Origin of the sequence: Providencia sp. PROV114, assembly GCF_032704305.1 — a bacterium.
Lineage (GTDB): Bacteria > Pseudomonadota > Gammaproteobacteria > Enterobacterales > Enterobacteriaceae > Providencia > Providencia rettgeri.
Genome location: NZ_CP120528.1, coordinates 3,604,775 through 3,626,142, shown reverse-complemented (window position 1 = coordinate 3,626,142; position 21,368 = coordinate 3,604,775). Strand labels below are relative to the sequence as shown.

Here is a 21,368-nt window from a genome sequence, read left to right as displayed (position 1 = left end):
TTATGAAATGGAAATTACGTTTTGGTGCTGTCGCAGGGCATACCTTAGAATTTTATGATGTTGCAATTTTTGCTGCAATTTCATCATATTTAAGTGCAGAATTAACCCGCCTAGGTTATCAGCAAGCAACGGAGCTGGTGTGGGGGATTTTTGCTTTACGTTTTCTTATTCGGCCATTAGGGGGGTATGTAATTGGCCGTTATGCGGATAAAGTCGGTAAAAAACTGGCAATGATTTTGGTCAGCATTCTTACCGGTAGTGCCACATTGTGTATGGCATTTCTGCCTATTGAATTATTAGGGATATATACACCTTTAGCCATCCTATTTCTTCAAATGTTGCTATCTTTTAGTTTTGCGGGTGAAAGCCCATCACTGTCTACCTATTTATATAAAGATTCTAAACCCCAAGAACGAGGTCGAATTTCAGCGTTGTTAACTGGAAGTGCGGTTGTTGGCGTTATTGGCTCGTTAGGAATTGTGTTAATTCTTGAAAATATATTAACCCCTGAAACCATGCAAAGAGTGGGATGGAGAATACCACTGCTATTAGGTTTAGGTAATATACTGATCTGTTTCTGGTTTCGCTATCGCTTACCAGACCAACCCATTGAATATGATGGGCGCCAAAGAATAGATTGGCTTAAGGCATTTAATATTTTACTGATTGTTATTCCTGGTTCGGTTGTTTTTTATACCTTAAATTTTTCATCTTCGTTTTTACTTAAGGAGCTAGAACTAGAAGAATTTAAAAGCATATATTCAATGATATCATCAACGTTATTATTGGTTTTAATGGCAATAGTTGGTTGGCTAACAGATAAATACAGCTACTCTGAGCGGGTGTTTAACTTAGGGGTAAAGCTCGCTGCGATATTATCAATTCCTATTTATTACCTAATGTCTACTAAGGTTTTATCATTAGTACTTATCTCCCAATCGTCAATTATTATTATTTCAGCGATGGTGTTATGCAATTGGAATTATGCGATGGCAAAACCAGCCAATGGGCAAGTTACGACGTTAAGTATGGGGTATAACCTTGCATCGACGATTATAGGTGGGTTAACGCCATTAATTATCAATTACTTAGTCCTCATTGATGTTTCCTTGGTGGGTGTTTTTGTTTCATTGAGCTCGTTAACGCTATTTGCGTCATTTTTATTGAATAAAAAACAAAGGTTATTAACTGCTTAAATTTAAGGGGGATGTATGAATATTGAAAATAAACACTTAGAACTGTCTTGTTCTGGTTTTGGTGATAAGTTTTTAAAATATTTCGATTGGAATGATATGGATGTGACTTACAGTAGAGTGGATGTAACAAATAACGTGGTAAAAGTTATTTCAAATCACTATGAGTGGGTTTTAATGTTTTGGGATGATGACCTAGATAAAAAAGTAAAGGAACGATTAACCCCCGGTATTCAATATTGGAATAATTACTCTGCCGCATTCCAAAAAACATTATCTAAAACAGATAAGAAAGAAATGAAGGTGGATTTTTGTACCCAATATGGTGGTATATATGAAATTACCTCAATAAATTCAAGAAAAAAATTTACAAGTAATGAATTATTAGAACTCTATAAATTAAGAGCAGTTATTTCTGATTACTCCCAACATGCCTGGAAAGATAATGAAAATATTATTTTACCACTTAGGGCTGACATAAGCTTATCTCAAAAAATTGAAGATAATAACCGAGATATTTTAGATGCTCACCACTACATGCGTTTTGGTAATATTCGTTTTACCCGTAAAGAAATGATGACTATCCGATTACTATTATCACATTGCCGGGTAAAGGAAATTAGTTATATCCAAGGTTGTTCGGAAGCGACTGAAAATAAACGTATTCAACGTATTAAGGAAAAATTAGGTTGCTCTTATACTTCACCTAGCGGTTTATTTCAGGCATTAAAAGAAAATGGCATTACCCTTGCTTGTCTGGAGTCTCTGGTAAGTTACCCTTAATTTAAAATATCTATTTTAACGTATTGAATTATTAACCAAATTGAGAGTAGGGATGTGGAGCCTTTAATTCATTAACTTCCAGATACTAATAAGTATACTGTTTTTTAAAAGTATTAATTTTAATCTAATAATTTAAAAAAATAATCAAATTAAGGATAGTGTATGGATATAGAAAATAATTTATTAGAAAAATCCTGTTCTAATTTAAAAAGCCTTTTTTCAAAGTATTTTGATTGGAATGATATAGATTTGTCCATAACCAGAGTTGATCTTAGTAATAAGCAAGTGAGTATTATGTCAAATAATTACGAATGGCTGCTCATATATTGGAATGCTGATTTAGATTTACGTTTAAGTGAACGGTTATCTCCAGGGATTCAATACTGGAGTAATTACTCAGAAAGCTTTATAAACACATTAGCAAAAACTAAAAAAAGAAAATTGAAAATTGATTTTTGTGCGAAGTATGGAAACATGTATGACATTGTCTCCATTAATTCTAGGAGGATAATTTCACTCAACGATATGATATCACTTTATAAGTGTAGGCCAACGATTATAGATTTTGCGTATGAATCATGGAAAAAAGGCAAAGATAATTATGCTATTTTACCCTTGCGCGAGGAAATTAAGTTTCCACAGAATAGAGTTTATAAGCTTAGTGAACAAGAGCTTGAACCTTTAGATATTCATCCTTATATGCGTTTTGGTAATATTCGTTTTACTCGTAAAGAAATAATTAGTATTCGATTGTTATTATCACATTGTCGTGTAAAAGAAATCAGTTATATCCAAGGTTGTTCAGAAGCGACAGAAAACAAACGTATTCAACGTATTAAAGAAAAATTAGGTTGCTCTTATACTTCACCTAGCGGCTTATTTCAGGCATTAAAAGAAAATGGCATTACCCTTGCTTGTTTGGAGTCTTTGGCTAGTTATCCCTGAAGGCCAGAATATTTTGCTACAAGGAAAGTCATTAATAGAAAAGGGACAAAAATGAAATGGAAATTTAGATTTGGTGCAGTTGCTGGTAATGCTTTGGAATACTATGATATTGCAGTTTTTGCAGCTATATCTACTTATTTAAGTATTGAATTAACTAAATTAGGTTATTTTCAAGCGACAGAAATAGTATGGGGTATCTTTGCATTACGTTTTTTAATCCGCCCTTTAGGCGGATATGTTATCGGTCGCTATGCTGATACGGTAGGAAAAAAGTCAGCCCTAGTATTAACAAGCTTGATAACCGGTACGGCAACATTAATGATGGCACTGTTACCCATTGAATTATTAGGGAACTATACGCCATTAGTGATATTAATTTTACAATTGACTCTTTCTTTTAGCTTCGCAGGTGAATTTCCTTCTCTAATTACATATTTATTTAAGGATTTAGATGGAAATATTCGATCTAGAGTTTCGTCAATTATTGTTGGTAGTTCTTTGTGTGGAGTCATTGCATCATTAGCTATCGTTTTCATACTAAAGAATACGTTATCTGAAGATACTATGCAGTCAATTGGATGGAGAATTCCATTGTTAATTGGTTTGGTTAATATTTTTATTAGCTTTTGGTTTAGAGCTAAATTACCTAATTATAAAAATGAGTTAGATAAAAAAGCGATATTTAGTTGGTATCATGTATTTTGGGTGTTCTTATTTACCATTCCAGGTACTGTCACTTTTTACTCTCAAAGTTTGTCAACCTCACTAATTATTCAACAATTAAAGATAGATGAGATAAAAAATTATTATGAAATATTTTCATCCGGTTTATTGCTAGTTTTTATGATGATATGCGGTTGGCTAACAGACAAGTATAGTTCGGCTAAATCTGTTTTTGATATGGGCGTTAAAGGGATGGTGTTGTTTTCAGCGCCACTTTATTTTTTATTACAAATAGATAGTTTGCTTCTAGTCTTTTTTACTCAAGTTGTTATGTCCGCATACTCAGCGATGATATTGTGTAATTTATCAGCGGTACTGATGGGCAAATCTAATGGGCAGGCAACAATATTAGGTGTTGGTTATAATAGCGCAGCTGCCTCTATCGGTGGGATCACCCCTCTGATTGTCAGTTATTTAGGTCACTTTAACCTAGGTTATGTTGGGCTATTTATTACGGTTTGTGGGCTTTTTTACTTTGTATCTGCTTGTTTGCCAAAACCAAACCCTGCTTAGTGTTAACCATGATTTAATCCCCCCGTTAGGGGGGAAATCATCATAAATTATAGAGCTATAGTAATAGAAAATAAGATTGCCACCCTATTGGGTATACAAAAATTTTGCGGATGAAAAATAAAACCCAGTATTAAATGTGTTATTTGATGAGTTGGCTGAAACGTTGGTATAGGATCTCGCCCAGAGTATGTTGATCATACTCAGTACTATTGGCTAAATTATCAACAGCAGCATGCATGGAGTGATAAATCATTGTCGCCATCAATTCATGTGGCAATTCTGGCCATGCTTTGTTTTGCTCACCAAAAGCTAAAATAGCTTTAATCTGTTCAACTGCACGGGTTTCATGATCATTACTGCGGCCGTGGTATTCGTCATGAAATAGCATGTCGTGAATATTTTGTTTTTCAACATAGTATTTGACGCTATTTTCACACCACGATTTCAGCTTGGCAGTGGCACTTTTTTGTGAATCTAAAGCAGATTGAATGTAGCCTAAATACCAGTCCATGTAGCGTGTGCGTAAGGCTTCCATAATGTCATTTTTGGATTGGAAGTAGTGATAAAAAGTACCTTTTGCGACATCGGCAGCGATGACAATTTCACTGACAGTTGTATTGACAAACCCTTTAGAAAGAAAGAGTTTTTCCGCTGCATTCATCAGGTCATCTAACCTTTCTTCCGCAGGTTTCGTTCTTGGCTTTTTAGGTGGTGTTGTCATTGAGTTTTTCTCTTAATGTTCTTTTCACAACAAAGGTTATTCAGGCATCATAGCATTTAAATGAGTTACCCTAACATTTAGCCTGCCGATAGTTTTATTTCTTTTGTTTCTAAAGCTTTTTTAGCACAAAAAAGTAAATAAATGACGATAAGTAACGCATAAAGCATAGCCCCAATCATCCACACCCAACCGTCCCATATCAGCAATGTTTGGCCAAAAATAACGCTAAATAGTAATGGGCCAATTACCCCTGTGGCATTGGTTAAACTCACTAATACTCCTTGTAATTTACCTTGATTAGCGTGATTGACGTGAGCTGACATCAACCCTTGTAGTGCTGGTAATGCAATACTACCACCGGCGAGTAAGATTAATGTAGGGTAAATCATCCAACCTTCGGTGAGTAATGACAAAATAATAAATGCGCTTCCGTCTGCGACAAAGCCGACAATGATTGTTACCTTTTCATTGAATTTTTTGGCAATGGCTCCAGCAATAAAAGCTTGGAATAGGGCATGCATAACGCCTAAGCCCGCCAAAGATAACCCAACTTGCACACTATTCCATTGGAAGCGATTTTCGGTAAATAGCACCCAGGTTGTTGCAGGGATCTGACCAATTAACTGTGCCATAAAAAAGACAAAAAGTAGCAAAATAATGGGTTTTATCAGCTGTATGAAGGGAACTGACAGCTCTACAGTTTCATTTTGATCATTCTGTATGGCATTTTTATTTTTAAAAATAAGCCAGATCACGACAAAAGAGCACGCATTCAAAATAGCCGCAATAACAAAAGGTAAATGTGGGGAAAATTGCCCTGCAAAACCCCCAATCGCAGGGCCGGCGATTAACCCCACGCCAAATGCTGCGCCTAATCGCCCAAACCACTTAGTGCGTTCTTGTGGCGCAGTGTTGTCGGCAATAACAGAAGCCGCTACGGCGCCTGTTGCGCCAGTGATCCCTGAAATTAAACGGCCTAAATACAGCATCCAAAGTGAGCTCGATAAAGCCAATAAACTGTAGTCCAGTACGGCTCCTGCAAGGGAGATCAACAAAATAGGCTTGCGACCGAATTTATCAGACCATCTGCCCAGTATTGGGGCAAAAAATACCTGCATGATGGCGTACAAAGCCAGCAAGATACCGTAATGATTTGCCAAGTTTTCTAGCGTCACATACTCGCGGAGTAAGGCAGGTAAAACAGGCATGATCAAACCGATCCCCATAGCATCAAGGGCGGTGATCGTTAATGCAGTGATCGCAAATTTATTCATTATTCATTTCTCTATCATTGATAGATTTGGAGTGTATCCCTATCAGTGATAGAGTGTCAATAGAAAATTAAGGGGAAAGCGATGGCAAGATTGGATAAAGAAACCATTATTACGGCTGCACTAGATTTGCTGAATGAAGTGGGAATGGAAGGACTGACAACGCGAAAATTGGCTCAAAAGCTCGGGGTTGAGCAACCCACACTGTATTGGCATGTAAAGAACAAGCGCACATTGTTGGATGCATTATCGGTTGAAATGCTAAAACGACATCATGACCATCCATTACCTGTTGAAGGTGAAACGTGGCGGGAGTTCTTGCGCCATAATGCACTAAGTTTTCGTCGAGCCTTACTTAGCTACCGTGATGGGGCAAAGGTACATTTAGGCACGCGGCCTAGTGCAGAGCAATACGCCACGGTGGAAAAACAATTGCAGTTTATGATTGATAGCGGTTTTTCATTAAAAAGTGGCCTTTACGCAGTGAGTGCAGTGGGGCACTTTACATTAGGTTCAGTACTTGAGCAGCAAGAACATTTGGCAGCAATGGGTGAGAGAGATGTTGAACAAGACGGAGCGATGCCATTGTTATTAAAAGAAGCTATTCAAATCATGGATAATGATGATGGAACAGATGCATTTTTGTTTGGTTTAGAATCACTTATTCGAGGCTTTAAGCCCTAAAAAAGAAAAGGTATGACAATGTGCTGTCATACCTTTTATTAAAATAATGTGTGATTGCATTATTTACAGAGTAAATACACCAATAATTGCAATTACACTAATGATTGCTGAGCCACCGTAGAAAACCCATTTTGTCGCAGGGACATGGATTTTAAAGTCGTGCAGCGTATGGTGGATACGGTGCATACCACACCAAACTGGCAAAATAATCATCAGTAATAAGAAAACGCGGCCGATAAAGCTTTGGCTAAATGCCATAATGCGCTCATAGCTCAGCATTTCTGGTGCCACACCGAGAGGAATTAAAATTCCTAACAGAATGATGATTGCAGGGCCAATTACAGCACTCCACATACCACCTGCACCAAATAACCCCCAGAAAATCGGCTCATCGGAACGTTTAGGCGTTAGATTCATCAGATTCTCCTTAGATTAAAATAACAATGCGATTGCTAAGATTGCTGCCGTAACAACAATCGTAAGAGCCCAGAAGCCTTTAACGATAGGCTCCTCAGACATTTTCTTATCTTTTACAATAATACTGACGGCTTTTGGTGCAAGTTTGAACCACGTTGTGGTGTGCAATAATGTTGCCGCCAAAGTAATAATGTTAATGATAAGAATGATTGGGTTGCTTAAGAACCCAACAAAGCCAGCCCATGATTCTGGACCGCTTTTCAGCGCAAATACCCCATACAGGACTAAAATACTGAACCAGACCTGAAGGACGGAGGTACTTTCACGCATGATGTAAAAGCGGTAAAAACCCAGCTTTTGCCACCAATCACCCTTCATTTCTCTGACATAGGGTTTACGTTTCGTAGTCATGACTTCAATTCTCCTTATCGTGGCTTCAGCATGGCGATAACAAAGTCTTGCGCGCTGGCAACTTTCCCTTGTTGGATCGCACCCGCAGGGTCAACATGCTTAGGACAGACTTCAGAACAGTAGCCTACAAACGTACAGCTCCAGACACCATTGTCACCGTTTAATAAGGTCATGCGTTCTTTCGCACCATGGTCTCGGTTATCTAAATTGTAGCGCTCTGCCAATGTGATCGCGGCTGGGCCGATGAACTCTGGGTTCAGTCCAAATTGTGGGCAAGCTGCATAGCACAGACCACAGTTGATACAGCCTGAAAATTGATGGTATTTGGCCATCTGTGCAGGCGTTTGCTTATTTGGGCCTTCAGAAGGTTTACGGTCATTACCGATAATATACGGTTTGATCGCTTCTAAACGCTCAATAAAGTGAGTCATATCAACAACAAGGTCGCGCTCGATTGGGAAGTTACCTAATGGCTCAACTTTCATACCTTGCGGGTATTCACGCAGGAATGTTTTACACGCCAGTTTAGGTACTTTATCCACCATCATGCCGCAAGAACCACAAATCGCCATACGACAAGACCAACGGTAAGACAGGTCTGGAGCGAGGTTATCTTTGATATAGCCTAACGCATCTAACAAAGAAGTTTGCTCGTCGTAAGGGACATCATACGTCACCAAATGGGGCTCACTATCCGTTTCCGGATTGTAACGCATGATCTCCATTTTTAGGTGTTTCATATCATCCATTAGCTTGCTCCTTCTTCGCCTTATCTTGAGCTTCAGCTTCGGCACCGTAAACACGTTTAGCTGGCTGAGATTTCGTGATTTTCACGTCACTGTACTCTAAACGAGGGGAGCCCTCTGGGTTATAGAATGCCAAAGTATGTTTAAGGAAATTAACATCATCACGCTCAGTACAGCCTTCATCGAGACGTTGGTGTGCACCACGTGATTCTTTACGGTTGATTGCAGAGTGAGCCATACATTCCGCCACATCAAGGCCAAAGCCTAATTCAATGGTGTACAGTAGGTCAGTATTAAATACGCTGCTATGGTCGGTAATTTCGACGTGTTTGAAGCGTTCTTTCAGCTCAGCAATTTTATCAACGGTTTTTTGCATTAATTCGGGGGTACGGTAGATACCGCAGCCTTCTTCCATTGAAATACCCATTTCGTCGCGGATCTTCGACCAGCTCTCTTTCCCTTTTTGGTTCATGAGTTTGCTGAGGTCAGCTTCGATATCACGAGTACGGGCTTCGATAGCATTTGCATTGGCTGGTGTTGCTTCAGCAGCATGGCGAGCGGCTTCTTCACCTGCCAGACGACCAAATACAACTAATTCAGCTAATGAGTTAGAACCTAAACGGTTTGCACCGTGCAAGCCAACAGAAGAACACTCACCGACAGCAAATAGGCCTTTGATGCGTGTTTCTGTGCGTTGATCCGTTTCGATACCACCCATGGTGTAGTGAGCGGTTGGGCGAACAGGAATTGGGTCTGTTACTGGGTCAACACCTACGTAGGCTTTCGCCAATTCACAAATAAATGGTAAACGCTCATGCAGTTTTTCTGCGCCAAGGTGACGTAGATCCAGATAGACGACATCACCACGGTGAGTGCTGATCGTACGGCCTGCACGCCATTCGTGCCAGAACGCTTGGGAAACTTTGTCACGTGGACCCAGTTCCATATATTTATTTTCAGGTTTACCCAGTGGAGTTTCAGGCCCCATTCCGTAGTCTTGCAGGTAGCGATAGCCGTCTTTATTGACAAGGATCCCGCCCTCACCACGACAACCTTCGGTCATTAAGATACCTGAACCCGGTAACCCAGTTGGGTGATATTGAACAAATTCCATATCACGCAGCGGCACGCCATGGCGGAATGCGATACCCATACCATCACCGGTTACAATACCGCCATTGGTATTGTAGCGATAAACGCGTCCAGCACCGCCAGTTGCCATCACGATGGCATTAGCACGGATCTGGACTTTTGTTCCTTCCATCATATTTAACGCGACAAGACCACGGACTTGGCCTTCATCAACAATGATATCGAGAACAAAATGTTCGTCAAAACGTTGAATTTGTGGATATTTTAATGAAGTTTGGAACAGGGTATGGAGCATGTGGAAGCCAGTTTTATCAGCAGCAAACCACGTACGCTCAATTTTCATTCCACCAAAACGGCGAACGTTAACTGAACCATCTGGTTTACGGCTCCACGGGCAGCCCCATAGCTCTAGTTGGGTCATTTCTGTTGGGCAGTGTTCGACAAAATAGTCGACAACATCTTGCTCACACAGCCAGTCCCCACCAGCTACAGTATCATTAAAATGATAGTCATAGGAGTCATGAGCCTGAGTAACTGCTGCTGATCCCCCCTCTGCGGCCACAGTGTGACTACGCATTGGGTATACTTTTGAGACCAGAGCAATCTTGATATTGGGATTTGCTTCAGCGGCAGCAATTGCTGCACGTAAGCCTGCGCCCCCGGCCCCGATAATCGCTAAATCGGCATTGAAGGTTTGCACTGCGCTTCTCCATTGTTCAAGTGTAAAATTGATAAATTCTTTTAAATACTTTTGATAATTAGCTACGTCATTTTCAGTTCAACTTAAAGCTAAACTACGAAATATCTGTTTTTTAATAGTAAATAATATAATAGCTAATAATGACTTATCATGCTGTGAATTATAGCGAATAGTCCTCAAGATAAATTTGATATAGAGGGGTGTTTTGGCCAAATTTAGCGATAAAGTGTGAGATAGATCTTCTTTTTATAAATTGTTTTTACATTACTGGATTTTCTAGGCTGTTAACACCGAATAAAAAGGAATTTCAAATGATTATCATTAAATTTACATAGACTTTTAGTGTATAAAACCAAGTGAATTACTCAGGTTTTATCAATAATAAGTGATTAATACTATTATTATAGCTGAAGAGTTTAATTCATATTGAATGCTAATTTGCGAGGAGTCTCACTATTTATTATTTAGAATAAATTTAATTTTGAACAGAAAATTTTAAAATAGATTGAGAAAGCGAATCGTTTCGCTTTTTTAGTAACAGATATGTCACATAATATAAGAATTAATCATGTTTCTGGCTACTTTCATTACTCTTCCCACCTCTGTAGGATAAAGCTAAAAGTAAAGGCTTTGCCTAATCGTATAAAGCAAGAGATAATCAGGCTATCTCTACTTACTCATCATCATGCCGACAGTTGCAAGTATTTACGTTCAGATAAATATGCATTATCAGTGTAAATGCATTGTGTGTTGCCTGTGAGGTGGGTACACTGCACGACTAAGTTTATTTTGGAGTCATCTTAATGAGTGATATAGCGAATTGGCAGCCAACCGCCCCCATCGCTAACCTGTTACAGCGCGCAAAAATAATTGCGGAAATCAGACGTTTTTTTACTGATCGTTGTGTACTTGAAGTCGAAACCCCCGCAATGAGTCAGGCAACAGTCACTGACATTCATCTTGTTCCATTTGAAACGCGTTTTGTGGGCCCTGGTGCAGCGCAAGGTATTAATTTATATTTAATGACCAGCCCTGAATACCACATGAAACGTTTATTAGCGGCCGGTAGTGGTCCTATCTATCAGTTAGGTCGTAGCTTTAGAAATGAAGAAGCAGGGCGACATCATAACCCTGAATTTACCATGTTAGAGTGGTACCGCCCGCATTTTGATATGTATCGCTTGATCAATGAAGTGGATGACCTACTGCAACAAGTTTTAGAATGTGAGAGTGCAGAGCTACTTTCATACCAACAAGCGTTTTTACGCTATTTGGATATTGACCCGTTATCTGCTGAAAAAAGTGAATTACGTGAGGTTGCAGCCCGTTTAGATTTGAGCAATATCGCGGATCAGGAAGAAGATAAAGATACCTTACTTCAACTGCTATTTACCATGGGCGTTGAGCCTCATATTGGTAAAGAAAAGCCTGCAGTCGTGTATCATTTCCCTGCAACCCAAGCGTCTCTTGCCGTAATTAGCACGGAAGATCATCGTGTTGCTGAGCGTTTTGAGGTGTATTATAAGGGAATGGAACTAGCAAATGGTTTCCATGAACTCACTGATGCAAGCGAACAACGCCAGCGATTTGAACAAGACAACCGTAAGCGAGCGGCAATGGGGCTACCTACTGCACCTATTGATGAGCACTTGCTCGCGGCTTTAGAGCATGGTTTACCTGATTGTTCTGGTGTCGCTGTTGGGGTTGATAGGCTGATTATGATTGCTTTAAATGCAGATAAAATCAGTGATGTGATCGCATTCCCTGTCACTATCGCGTAATTTATTTTCAAAACCGATTAGACTTGCTGCCAAACATAATATGTTTGTCAGCAGTCTGAATGCAGCCAAATGGCTGCATTCTTATTTTGTCCCAGAAAACTATTTTTGTTTCTGCTGTTCTAAGAACTTAACCCCTAAGTCAGGGAAGTCTGTGAAGGCGCCGTCGACATCGGCTTGGTTATAAATAATGTCATAAAGCTGTTGCCCATCTTTGGCGTATTTTGGCAGCTTATCAACACGGATAGTGAACGGATGCACTGCCATTTTGTTATCATGAGCTTCTTTAACCATGCCATTCACTTTGATATTAGTTGGCGTGGATTCTTCACTAATTAGCATATGATAGTCAGGGCCAATGCCATCTGCATAGGTTGCAATTTCTTTCATTGCACCCGGTTTCATCATCCAATCATAATTGTAATTAACCCAAGTTCCGTCAGGTTTTTGCTCTTGAGTTTCGTTCCAATCGGTGTAAGCAATCAATTGAATTAATTTAAGATCTATCCCCATTTCTGGCATCAAAGTATTTTTGATACGTTTTAGGTCATTAGGGTCAAATGACTGTAGATAAACGTTGGAATCCTTGGTGGTATAGCCATACTCTTTAAGGACTTCGAGTGTTTTTTTGGTGATATCTTTGCCTTCTTGTAAGTGGAACCAAGGGGCTTTAATTTCTGGGTAGATACCAATATTTTTACCCGTTGATTTGTTTAGTCCTTGAACAAATTCAATCTCTTCTTGGAAGGTATGAACGCGGAAGTCTGATTTGCCCATTGGGAAGCGGTTCGGATAGCTTTGCACTTTTTTACCATCAACAATATCAAATCCTTCTGTAAAATTGAGTGATTTGATTTCATCAAGGGTAAAGTCAATCGCATAGTAACGGCCATCTTTACGGGCGCGATCAGGGAAACGTTCAGCAACATCTGTCACGCGATCGAGATAATGGTCATGTAAGACCACGAGCTCGTTATCTTTCGTCATAACTAAATCTTGCTCAAGAAAATCAGCACCTTGTGCGTAAGCCATTGCTTTTGCAGGTAGGGTATGTTCCGGTAAGTAACCACTTGCACCACGATGTGCAATGACAACTTTACTTGAAGCTTGAGCTACAGCAGACACTGACATCACTAAAACCATACTAGCCACCAATGTTTTTAATGGAAAGCTCATGATTATATCTCCTTGGCACTTTATTTGGGTAAAAAAATGGGCTACATCATTTTTTGATATAGCCCACGAGTCTAGCGATTAACAATGAACATTTGATGAATGTTTATTGTGAGTTTGCTAATTCACGTTTATGTTTGCTTTCGCTCAACATCACGATAAACAGTAGAACAACGGCCAGTGCTGAACCACCGATCATGACTGCGAAGCCACCGTCCCAACCGAAGTAGTCTACGGTATAACCAACGATAGCACTTGCTGCTACAGAACCACCGAGGTAGCCGAACAAGCCTGTGAATCCTGCGGCTGTACCTGCTGCTTTTTTCGGTGCAAGTTCAAGGGCGTGCAAACCAATCAACATAACAGGACCATAGATTAGGAAACCGATGATCAACATACATGCCATATCAACATTTGGGTTACCAGCTGGGTTCATCCAGAACACGATAGTTGCAATGGTTACCAGAACCATGAAGAACACACCAGTGGCTCCACGGTTACCACGGAAGACTTTATCCGACATCCAACCACACAGTAACGTACCTGGGATACCTGCGTATTCATATAAGAAGTAAGCCCATGAAGATTTGTCCATTGCGAAGTGTTTAACTTCACGCAGGTAAGTTGGAGACCAGTCCAAAACACCATAACGCAGTAAGTAAACGAACACGTTAGCAATCGCAATCATCCATAATAGTTTGTTAGGGAAAACATACTTCATGAAGATTTCTTTTGCAGTTAACTCTTGCTCATCTGATGCTTTATAGTCAGTTGGATAGTCGTTTTTGTACTCTTCAATTGGAGGAAGACCACAAGACTGCGGGGTGTCGCGCATTAATGCAAATGCAATGATTGCAACAAGGATAGCAGCCAATGCAGGCATATACAGCGCAGCTTTCCAGTCGTTAAACCATGCCATACCTAACATGAACAGTAATGGAGGGATACCACCACCGACGTTGTGCGCACAGTTCCAAACCGAAACGATACCGCCACGTTCTTTTTGTGACCACCAGTGAACCATGGTACGTCCACAAGGAGGCCAACCCATACCTTGGAACCAACCACAAAGGAACAGTAATACGAACATTACCATGATGCTCGATGTTGCCCATGGCACGAAGCCCATGACTAACATCACCGCGGAGGCGAGAATCAAACCTGCTGGTAAGAAATAACGCGGGTTTGCACGGTCGGAAAACGACCCCATAATAAATTTAGAAAATCCGTAAGCAATTGAGATCCCTGATAATGCAAAACCAAGGTCACCTTTAGAGAAACCTTGTTCAACAAGATATGGCATCGCTAACGCAAAGTTCTTTCGGACTAGATAATACGCTGCGTAACCAAAGAAAATACCCATGAAGATCTGCCAGCGAAGCTTACGATAGACAGGATCTACCTTATCAGCTGGCAGCCTCTGTATATGAGGTGCTGGTTTAAAAATGCTTAACATATACGCCTCCGATGGCATGCTAATTTTTATTTACACTTCCATTCTCTACTTCAGAGAAATATTGAGTGTTTATTATTGGTGAAGTAACAAAAACGAAAATAATCGAGTAATTTAAGAGTCTTTATTTTCTTAATTGCTCTAAATTGTAGTCGTTAAAAAACAATTTATCTGTAATCCAACGCACAATTATTGATTTTGTTTATGAGGTTGCATAGTAAATGACATTTGTGAATGGAATGGAACTAGAAATGTTAATTATTTTGTGATTTTCATCACGATTTTGCTCTTTAAAACACTGAAAATGGATCTATTGCTTTCGTTTTTGTTCCTTATCAAACATTGATCGCGTTTCTGGACTATATTTAATAATAGATTATAAAAATAGAACCTATACTTATCTATTATAGAAACGTTTATTAATGTGAGGAATGCGACATGAATGGCTCATCTGTGACTGAAACGGATGTCATCATTATTGGTGGTGGCGCAACAGGTGCAGGGGTCGCTCGTGACTGCGCTCGCCGAGGTCTAAGAACCGTTTTACTCGAAAGGCATGATATTGCGACTGGTGCGACCGGGCGTAACCATGGATTACTTCATAGTGGCGCGCGCTATGCAGTCACTGATGGTGAGTCTGCCAGAGAATGTATAGAAGAGAACAAGATTTTAAAGCGTATCGCGCATCACTGTATTGAGCGAACAGATGGTTTGTTTATTACCCTCCCTGAAGACAGCTTAGAGTATCAGCAACAATTCATTACGGCTTGCCAAACTGCAGGCATTGATGCGACGGCGATTGACCCTAAAGAGGCGATTCGTCTTGAACCTTCCGTTAACCCACATCTAATCGGTGCGGTTCGTGTTCCTGATGGCACGGTTGACCCATTTCGTTTGACTGCAGCAAATATGTTAGATGCCAGAGAGCATGGCGCGAAAGTGTTAACTTATCACGAAGTCATTGGTTTGATTCGTGATGGTGATACTGTACGTGGCGTGACGGTTTATGATCACCATGCCAAAAAACAGTATGATATTTATGCAGAAATTGTCGTTAATGCAGGCGGGATTTGGGGACAAAAAATCGCAGAGTATGGCGAATTAAAAATTAAAATGTTCCCTGCAAAAGGGGCATTATTAATTTTAGGCCACCGCTTGAATAACATGGTGATAAACCGCTGCCGTAAACCTGCAGATGCCGATATTTTGGTTCCCGGCGATACGATTTCCCTGATTGGCACCACATCGACTCATATTGAATATGATCAAATTGATAATATGTATGTCACCCCTGAAGAGGTGGATATTCTTATTCGCGAAGGTTCAATGCTGTCTCCTGCACTTGCGACAACGCGCATTTTACGTGCGTATGCAGGCGTTCGACCATTAGTTGCCAGTGATGATGACCCATCAGGGCGTAATGTGAGCCGTGGTATTGTGTTGTTAGACCACGCTAAACGTGATGGCTTAGAAGGTTTCATCACCATTACGGGTGGCAAGTTGATGACTTATCGCCTGATGGCGGAATGGGCTACAGATAAAGTTTGCGAAAAACTGGGTCATAGCGCCAAATGTACAACCGCAGAAGCGCCGTTACCGGGCTCGCAGCACAGCGCAGAAGAAGCCTTACGTAACGTTGTTTCTATTCCTGCTCCTATTCGTGGCTCAGCGGTTTACCGTCATGGCGATAGAGCTTCTGCCATTCTCAGTACGGATAGGCTCGATAAAAGTTTAGTTTGTGAGTGTGAAGCCGTTACTGCTGGTGAAGTACGTTATGCTGTTAATTCATTGACGGTCAATAACTTGCTTGATTTAAGGCGTCGTACCCGAGTGGGGATGGGAACTTGCCAAGGTGAATTATGTGCTTGCCGGGCTGCAGGCTTACTTAATCGTTTTAATGTCACAACACCTCATGAAACAGAGCAACAACTGGGCCACTTCCTGAATGAGCGATGGAAAGGTGTACGTCCAATTGCTTGGGGGGATGCACTGCGTGAAAGTGAATTTACCAGTTGGGTATATCATGGATTATGTGGCATGAACGAAGCGACACTAGGTAAGGGTGCACAGAAGGAGGCTGATAATGAAATATGATGCTGTGGTAATGGGCGGCGGCCTAGCCGGGTTACTTTGTGGTATTCGTTTAACACAATCAGGCCTGTCTTGTGCAATTGTTAGCGCCGGGCAAAATGCGCTGCATTTTTCTTCAGGTTCATTAGATTTACTTACACACTTACCGGATGGGCAAGTTGTTGAAAAGCCATTAGAAATGTTAAATGCTTTACAAGCGCAGGCTCCGACTCACCCTTATAGTATTATTGGTCAGGATCAGGTTAGCGAATTGGCGAATCTGGCTCAATCCTTATTACAACAAAGTGGCGTTCGTTTAAAAGGCAGCAGTAAAGAAAATCATTATCGCATTACACCTTTAGGCCATAAACGCATGACGTGGCTTAGCCCTGAGTCTGTCCCAACGGTGGGTTTACACCAAAAAATGGCAATGGGGAAAATTGCAGTTGTTGGTATCGAAGGGTTTTTAGATTTCCAACCACAAATGGTGGCGGATGAACTACAGCGTGATGGGATAGAAGCCAGTTCTCATTATGTTCATTTACCTTTACTTGACCGTTTGAGAGAAAATCCGAGTGAATTTAGGGCAATTAATGTCGCTCGTTGGTTGGATAGGCCGGAGAATATGGCGCAAATGGTTGAAGAAATTCTCCCGTTAGTGGCTGATGCCGACACCATATTCATGCCTGCTTGTGTAGGACTTGATAGTGATGAGCCATTAATTGAGTTACAAAAACGGTTAGGTAAACCCTTATTCTTACTGCCGACTTTACCGCCATCATTATTAGGTATTCGTTTACATGAGTTGCTATTGCGTCAATTTCGTCGCCAAGGCGGTATTGTGATGCCTGGTGATAAAGTCACTTCAGTGAATTGTATCGATGGGGTAATTGATTCGGTACAAACTCGCAATCATGGTGATATCTCTTTAAAAGCTAAGCATTTCGTTCTAGCGACAGGGAGTTTTTTCAATAATGGGTTGGTAGCCGAATTTGACCGTGTCTATGAGCCTTTGATGCAATTGGATCTGTGTGAAATTTCAGAACGTGCAAAATGGACCAATAAAGAGTTTTTCGCTTCCCAGCCTTATATGGCTTTTGGCGTGAAAACCGATGAAAAACTACGCGCACAAAAAGAGGGAAAAGCCATTTCTAATCTTTATGTAGCAGGTGCCGTATTAGGCGGTTTTGATCCTCTTACTCAAGGTTGTGGTGCGGGCGTATCAATGATTAGCGCATTATATGTAGCGAATCAAATAATTAATGAAATGAGTAAAAATAAAGCGATGCAGGCGGAGGTGGCGCAATGAGTATTCAAGATGCAAGCTTTGAAAGCTGTATTAAATGCACTGTGTGTACCACTTATTGCCCTGTTGCAAAGGTTAACCCTCTGTACCCTGGTCCTAAACAAGCGGGGCCTGACGGTGAGCGTTTACGTTTAAAAGACCCAATGTTATATGACGAGGCACTTAAATATTGTACTAACTGTAAGCGTTGTGAAGTGGCTTGCCCATCTGATGTAAAAATCGGTGATATTATCGCACGCGCACGTAATACTTATAGCCAGCAAAAACCTAAAATTCGTGATGCAATATTAAGCCACACGGATTTAATGGGCTCGTTATCGACACCATTTGCACCCGTGGTGAATACCATTACAGGGTTAAAACCGGTTCGTCAAATTCTTGATAAAGCATTGAAAATCGACCATCGCCGTGAATTACCTAAATATTCGTTTGGGACTTTCCGTCGTTGGTATGCAAAACAAGCTGCTGAACAAGCCAAATATGAAGAACAAGTTGCATTCTTCCATGGTTGCTATGTGAACTATAACCATCCTCAACTTGGGAAAGACCTGATCAAAGTCTTCAATGGGATGAATATTGGCGTTCAATTACTTAAACGCGAAAAATGTTGCGGTGTTGCGTTAATTGCCAATGGGTTCATGAAACAAGCGAAACGCCAAGCGAATGTTAATCTTGAATCATTACAAGAAACGATTCTTGAGAAACATGTACCTGTGGTGGCGACATCATCAACCTGTACCTTTACTATCCGTGATGAATATACCCATGTTTTAGACGTCGACACTTCAGCGATGCGTGACAACATTGAGCTGGCAACACGTTATATCTATCGCCTACTTGAAGAAGGGCGTGAATTGAAGCTCAAACACACACCGTTAAAAGTGGCCTATCACACACCATGCCACATGGAAAAAATGGGTTGGACTTCCTACACGTTAGAGTTAATTAAACGTGTACCAGGTGTTGAGCTGATTGTGCTGGATTCACAATGTTGTGGTATTGCTGGAACATATGGTTTCAAAAAAGAAAACTATGAAGTTTCTCAAGGGATTGGCGCAGGATTATTCCGCCAAATCGAAGAAAGTGGCGCTGATATGGTGATTACTGACTGTGAAACCTGTAAGTGGCAAATTGAGATGTCGACAAGTAAGAAGTGTGAGCACCCGATTTCACTCCTAGCAAGAGCGTTATAGCATGTAATTAATTGAATTGTAGGGTTGTTATTCTTTGTTTTAGCTCAGTTAAACTTATTTGGAGATAGCATTTAGCTATCTCCTTTTTTGTTTAGTGCTGATTGACTAACTGTTTTTTATCTGAGTTTGCAAAGAAATATTTCAAGATAAAATTCAAAAGCACACCATAAGCAGGTAAGAAAAATAGCATGCAAATAAGTAACTTGAAAACATAGTCAACTAACGCGATTTCGACCCAGTTTGCGGCCATAAAGGGGTCGCTACTGCGGAAAAATGCAATAAAGAAGAATGCGATAGTATCAATTAAGTTACCAAAGAACATAGCGCAGGCAGGTGCCACATACCAACGTGCATTTTGGCGCAACTTATTGAATACGCTGACATCTAATATTTGCCCAAGTACGTAAGCCATAAAGCTTGCCGCGGCGATACGAGCAACGAATAGGTTGAACTCAGATAAAGCGGTAAAACCTTGCCATTCACCTTGGAAAAACAACGCTGAAATAACGTAGGAAATCAGTAATGCAGGCAACATGACCGCAGTTATAATTCGGCGAGCCAGCGGTGCACCATAGATACGTACGGTTAAGTCAGTAGCAAGGAAAATAAATGGAAAAGTAAAAGCACCCCAAGTGGTATGGAAGCCAAAAATATTAATTGGCAACTGCACGAGGTAGTTACTAGAGGTAATGATTAAAATATGAAATAACGAAAGCCAAATTAACGCAGTGGCTTTTTGCTGCGCAGTAAAATTAAACATATTGTACCTTTTTAGTCACAATGGGGTGAGGGAACCCATGAAATACATCCCAACATTTGGGAACAGCGCATCATACGCTCGTTGCGCAACAAAAGCAAAACTGTTCATTTATCAATGAGCGTTTTATTATATAATCAGTCTATTGATTCCTTTTAGAAGTGTTTTTTAATGTCTGATTTATTTGCTAATCCAACGAAAACCCTTGATACGCTAGGGTTACGATGCCCAGAGCCTGTGATGTTAGTGCGCAAAACAGTTCGTAATATGGCTGATGGGGAAACGTTGTTAATTATTGCTGATGACCCAGCAACCACACGCGATATCCCAGGTTTCTGCCGCTTTATGGAGCATGATTTATTAGCGGTAGAGGCTGAGAATGCTCCGTATCGTTATTTGTTACGTAAAAAATCGAGTTAACCGCCATTAGCTAATTGCATTGTATCAATCCCTGCCAAAAGGCAGGGGGATTATTGTAGATTTAATACTTCCTGATGAGTTAACCCAGTGAGCTGACAGATAAGCTCAATACTTGTACCGAGTTGTAAACCTTTCAGAGCAACTTCATGTTGTTTTTTGTTTGCTCCAATATCTATGCCTTTATTTACACCAATATCAATGCCTTCTTGTATTCCTTGATTTTTTAATCGTTGCGCAATGTTCATAATCGCCTCTTGGTTATTTTCAATTTGATCAATAAGTTGGTTAACCACTATTTCAAAGTGAGGTGAATCCATAGTAATAAATAAGTAATTGAAAATAGTGATGATGTCATCGCTATGATGATAATTTTGATTCATCGCTTCAGCTAGCAACTGCGTGACTTTTTCTATGTTATCTCTTAAGTCCCTATGCTTCATCGCGAGTTCCATAACCGCAACTTTGCGATGATTTACGAGTTCATTATCATCAATGACAGTAATATCGACGAGCGGAAATGGTTGACTATATAAGTTTGATGCAATTTCTGGCCACGGAAAACAGTGTGTCCACGGCTTAGCATATGGATAAGGCGTTACCTTTCCATGATAAAATAAAACTGGCACAACCAGTGGCAAATCGTGATGGCCTTGTTGTAAATGTTGATTCATGGCAAGGAACGAATAATGCATCATCCGCCAACCCATTAGCTTATCGGGTGTTGATTGGTGTTCAACTAACGTATAAATATAGCCTTCACCTTGCTGTGTCTCGACAGTGTAGAGCATATCCGAAAGACGAGTTCGTAGCTGATTATCAATGAAAGAAGAATTTGTTATCGCTAATGTTTTGAAATCACATAATTGCTTAATATGGCTGGGTAAGTGAATATCAAAAAAGTCACGTGCATTATCAAGTTTAGACATAAACCCTTTAAATGCAGCGTCATGTGGCGTTGAACTGTGATTTTTTACCATACCCAATACCCGCTAATACCTTGCCAAAAGAGTGATTTTCAA

The 21,368-nt window shown here is 40.4% G+C and carries 20 protein-coding genes; 10 read left to right on the top strand and 10 right to left on the bottom strand.

Features of this window, described 5'->3' with window-relative positions; genetic code table 11:
- Positions 1–2: 2 nt before the first annotated feature.
- From P3L37_RS16270 to P3L37_RS16255, 4 genes are all read left to right on the top strand, one after another.
- Entirely contained in the window at positions 3–1,196 is a 1,194-nt protein-coding gene (locus tag P3L37_RS16270) for an MFS transporter (RefSeq protein WP_110731656.1), read from the top strand.
- 15 nt (positions 1,197–1,211) lie between these two features.
- Entirely contained in the window at positions 1,212–1,976 is a 765-nt protein-coding gene (locus tag P3L37_RS16265) for a helix-turn-helix transcriptional regulator (protein ID WP_109911644.1), read from the top strand.
- Positions 1,977–2,138: 162 nt separating this feature from the next.
- Positions 2,139–2,921: a helix-turn-helix transcriptional regulator gene (locus tag P3L37_RS16260; RefSeq protein WP_109911645.1), complete on the top strand. Its 783-nt coding sequence runs from the start codon at positions 2,139–2,141 to the stop codon at positions 2,919–2,921.
- Between the two features lie 51 nt (positions 2,922–2,972).
- Positions 2,973–4,157: an MFS transporter gene (locus tag P3L37_RS16255; RefSeq protein ID WP_109911646.1), complete on the top strand. Its 1,185-nt coding sequence runs from the start codon at positions 2,973–2,975 to the stop codon at positions 4,155–4,157.
- Between the two features lie 139 nt (positions 4,158–4,296).
- Here P3L37_RS16255 and P3L37_RS16250 read toward each other — a convergent pair whose 3' ends face one another.
- Both P3L37_RS16250 and tet read right to left on the bottom strand, forming a co-directional pair.
- A complete protein-coding gene (locus P3L37_RS16250) occupies positions 4,297–4,878 on the bottom strand; it encodes a TetR/AcrR family transcriptional regulator (protein ID WP_110731657.1) in 582 nt (193 codons plus the stop codon).
- A 77-nt stretch (positions 4,879–4,955) separates the two neighbouring features.
- On the bottom strand, positions 4,956–6,152 hold the full coding sequence (tet, locus tag P3L37_RS16245; protein WP_196718241.1) for a Tet(A)/Tet(B)/Tet(C) family tetracycline efflux MFS transporter: 1,197 nt from the start codon (positions 6,150–6,152) through the stop codon (positions 4,956–4,958).
- A gap of 81 nt (positions 6,153–6,233) precedes the next feature.
- Between tet and tetR the strand changes: the two genes are divergently transcribed.
- Positions 6,234–6,833, top strand: coding sequence for a tetracycline resistance transcriptional repressor TetR (gene tetR, locus P3L37_RS16240; protein ID WP_109911649.1), 600 nt, complete (start codon positions 6,234–6,236; stop codon positions 6,831–6,833).
- A 63-nt stretch (positions 6,834–6,896) separates the two neighbouring features.
- Here the strand turns inward: tetR and frdD are convergent, their stop codons facing one another.
- The 4 genes from frdD to frdA are packed head-to-tail and all read right to left on the bottom strand — an operon-like array spanning position 6,897 to position 10,199.
- Complete coding sequence (gene frdD, locus P3L37_RS16235; RefSeq protein WP_004258620.1) at positions 6,897–7,250, bottom strand: fumarate reductase subunit FrdD; 354 nt, start codon at positions 7,248–7,250, stop codon at positions 6,897–6,899.
- A 15-nt stretch (positions 7,251–7,265) separates the two neighbouring features.
- The gene (frdC, locus tag P3L37_RS16230) at positions 7,266–7,661 is read right to left on the bottom strand and encodes a fumarate reductase subunit FrdC (protein ID WP_109911650.1); all 396 of its coding nucleotides are present in this window, start codon (positions 7,659–7,661) and stop codon (positions 7,266–7,268) included.
- Between the two features lie 14 nt (positions 7,662–7,675).
- Complete coding sequence (locus P3L37_RS16225; RefSeq protein ID WP_004258616.1) at positions 7,676–8,410, bottom strand: succinate dehydrogenase/fumarate reductase iron-sulfur subunit; 735 nt, start codon at positions 8,408–8,410, stop codon at positions 7,676–7,678.
- Positions 8,403–10,199 carry a fumarate reductase (quinol) flavoprotein subunit gene (frdA, locus tag P3L37_RS16220; protein ID WP_004258614.1) on the bottom strand — a complete coding sequence of 599 codons (1,797 nt, stop codon included), beginning with the start codon at positions 10,197–10,199 and terminating at the stop codon, positions 8,403–8,405. Before frdA ends, P3L37_RS16225 begins: the two co-directional genes overlap by 8 nt.
- An 803-nt stretch (positions 10,200–11,002) precedes the next feature.
- On the opposite strand from frdA, the gene epmA reads away from it, so the two are divergent.
- Positions 11,003–11,980: an elongation factor P--(R)-beta-lysine ligase gene (epmA, locus tag P3L37_RS16215; protein ID WP_004908119.1), complete on the top strand. Its 978-nt coding sequence runs from the start codon at positions 11,003–11,005 to the stop codon at positions 11,978–11,980.
- Positions 11,981–12,079: 99 nt separating this feature from the next.
- Here epmA and glpQ read toward each other — a convergent pair whose 3' ends face one another.
- Both glpQ and glpT read right to left on the bottom strand, forming a co-directional pair.
- Positions 12,080–13,153, bottom strand: coding sequence for a glycerophosphodiester phosphodiesterase (gene glpQ, locus P3L37_RS16210; RefSeq protein WP_004908121.1), 1,074 nt, complete (start codon positions 13,151–13,153; stop codon positions 12,080–12,082).
- A gap of 103 nt (positions 13,154–13,256) precedes the next feature.
- Entirely contained in the window at positions 13,257–14,606 is a 1,350-nt protein-coding gene (glpT, locus tag P3L37_RS16205) for a glycerol-3-phosphate transporter (RefSeq protein ID WP_109911651.1), read from the bottom strand.
- Between the two features lie 435 nt (positions 14,607–15,041).
- Here glpT and glpA point away from each other — a divergent pair, with 435 nt between their 5' ends.
- Genes glpA through glpC form a run of 3 tightly spaced genes read left to right on the top strand, consistent with a single transcriptional unit; the run spans position 15,042 to position 19,172 of the window.
- Positions 15,042–16,697 (top strand): anaerobic glycerol-3-phosphate dehydrogenase subunit A, encoded by a 1,656-nt coding sequence (gene glpA, locus P3L37_RS16200; protein WP_004908124.1) that lies wholly within the window; start codon positions 15,042–15,044, stop codon positions 16,695–16,697.
- Positions 16,687–17,982, top strand: a complete 1,296-nt coding sequence (gene glpB / locus P3L37_RS16195) for a glycerol-3-phosphate dehydrogenase subunit GlpB (protein ID WP_109911653.1) — start codon at positions 16,687–16,689, stop codon at positions 17,980–17,982. The genes glpA and glpB overlap by 11 nt, the downstream gene beginning before the upstream one ends.
- Complete coding sequence (gene glpC / locus P3L37_RS16190; RefSeq protein WP_109911654.1) at positions 17,979–19,172, top strand: anaerobic glycerol-3-phosphate dehydrogenase subunit GlpC; 1,194 nt, start codon at positions 17,979–17,981, stop codon at positions 19,170–19,172. The genes glpB and glpC overlap by 4 nt, the downstream gene beginning before the upstream one ends.
- A 91-nt stretch (positions 19,173–19,263) precedes the next feature.
- Here the strand turns inward: glpC and P3L37_RS16185 are convergent, their stop codons facing one another.
- Positions 19,264–19,932, bottom strand: a complete 669-nt coding sequence (locus tag P3L37_RS16185) for a 7-cyano-7-deazaguanine/7-aminomethyl-7-deazaguanine transporter (RefSeq protein ID WP_004908130.1) — start codon at positions 19,930–19,932, stop codon at positions 19,264–19,266.
- Positions 19,933–20,100: 168 nt separating this feature from the next.
- Here P3L37_RS16185 and tusA point away from each other — a divergent pair, with 168 nt between their 5' ends.
- A complete protein-coding gene (gene tusA, locus P3L37_RS16180; protein WP_004908132.1) occupies positions 20,101–20,349 on the top strand; it encodes a sulfurtransferase TusA in 249 nt (82 codons plus the stop codon).
- Between the two features lie 50 nt (positions 20,350–20,399).
- Here the strand turns inward: tusA and P3L37_RS16175 are convergent, their stop codons facing one another.
- Positions 20,400–21,326 (bottom strand): Rpn family recombination-promoting nuclease/putative transposase, encoded by a 927-nt coding sequence (locus P3L37_RS16175; RefSeq protein WP_110731659.1) that lies wholly within the window; start codon positions 21,324–21,326, stop codon positions 20,400–20,402.
- Positions 21,327–21,368: the final 42 nt, after the last annotated feature.

Coding starts and splice junctions, on each gene's coding strand:
- glpQ (WP_004908121.1), bottom strand. CDS start 13,153: ATGAGCTTTCCATTAAAAACATTGGTGGCTAGTATGGTTTTAGTGATG.
- P3L37_RS16185 (WP_004908130.1), bottom strand. CDS start 19,932: ATGTTTAATTTTACTGCGCAGCAAAAAGCCACTGCGTTAATTTGGCTT.
- glpT (WP_109911651.1), bottom strand. CDS start 14,606: ATGTTAAGCATTTTTAAACCAGCACCTCATATACAGAGGCTGCCAGCT.
- tet (WP_196718241.1), bottom strand. CDS start 6,152: ATGAATAAATTTGCGATCACTGCATTAACGATCACCGCCCTTGATGCT.
- glpB (WP_109911653.1), top strand. CDS start 16,687: ATGAAATATGATGCTGTGGTAATGGGCGGCGGCCTAGCCGGGTTACTT.
- P3L37_RS16225 (WP_004258616.1), bottom strand. CDS start 8,410: ATGGATGATATGAAACACCTAAAAATGGAGATCATGCGTTACAATCCG.
- tetR (WP_109911649.1), top strand. CDS start 6,234: ATGGCAAGATTGGATAAAGAAACCATTATTACGGCTGCACTAGATTTG.
- frdC (WP_109911650.1), bottom strand. CDS start 7,661: ATGACTACGAAACGTAAACCCTATGTCAGAGAAATGAAGGGTGATTGG.
- glpC (WP_109911654.1), top strand. CDS start 17,979: ATGAGTATTCAAGATGCAAGCTTTGAAAGCTGTATTAAATGCACTGTG.
- P3L37_RS16250 (WP_110731657.1), bottom strand. CDS start 4,878: ATGACAACACCACCTAAAAAGCCAAGAACGAAACCTGCGGAAGAAAGG.
- glpA (WP_004908124.1), top strand. CDS start 15,042: ATGAATGGCTCATCTGTGACTGAAACGGATGTCATCATTATTGGTGGT.
- tusA (WP_004908132.1), top strand. CDS start 20,101: ATGTCTGATTTATTTGCTAATCCAACGAAAACCCTTGATACGCTAGGG.
- P3L37_RS16175 (WP_110731659.1), bottom strand. CDS start 21,326: ATGGTAAAAAATCACAGTTCAACGCCACATGACGCTGCATTTAAAGGG.
- epmA (WP_004908119.1), top strand. CDS start 11,003: ATGAGTGATATAGCGAATTGGCAGCCAACCGCCCCCATCGCTAACCTG.
- P3L37_RS16265 (WP_109911644.1), top strand. CDS start 1,212: ATGAATATTGAAAATAAACACTTAGAACTGTCTTGTTCTGGTTTTGGT.
- P3L37_RS16260 (WP_109911645.1), top strand. CDS start 2,139: ATGGATATAGAAAATAATTTATTAGAAAAATCCTGTTCTAATTTAAAA.
- frdD (WP_004258620.1), bottom strand. CDS start 7,250: ATGAATCTAACGCCTAAACGTTCCGATGAGCCGATTTTCTGGGGGTTA.
- P3L37_RS16270 (WP_110731656.1), top strand. CDS start 3: ATGAAATGGAAATTACGTTTTGGTGCTGTCGCAGGGCATACCTTAGAA.
- P3L37_RS16255 (WP_109911646.1), top strand. CDS start 2,973: ATGAAATGGAAATTTAGATTTGGTGCAGTTGCTGGTAATGCTTTGGAA.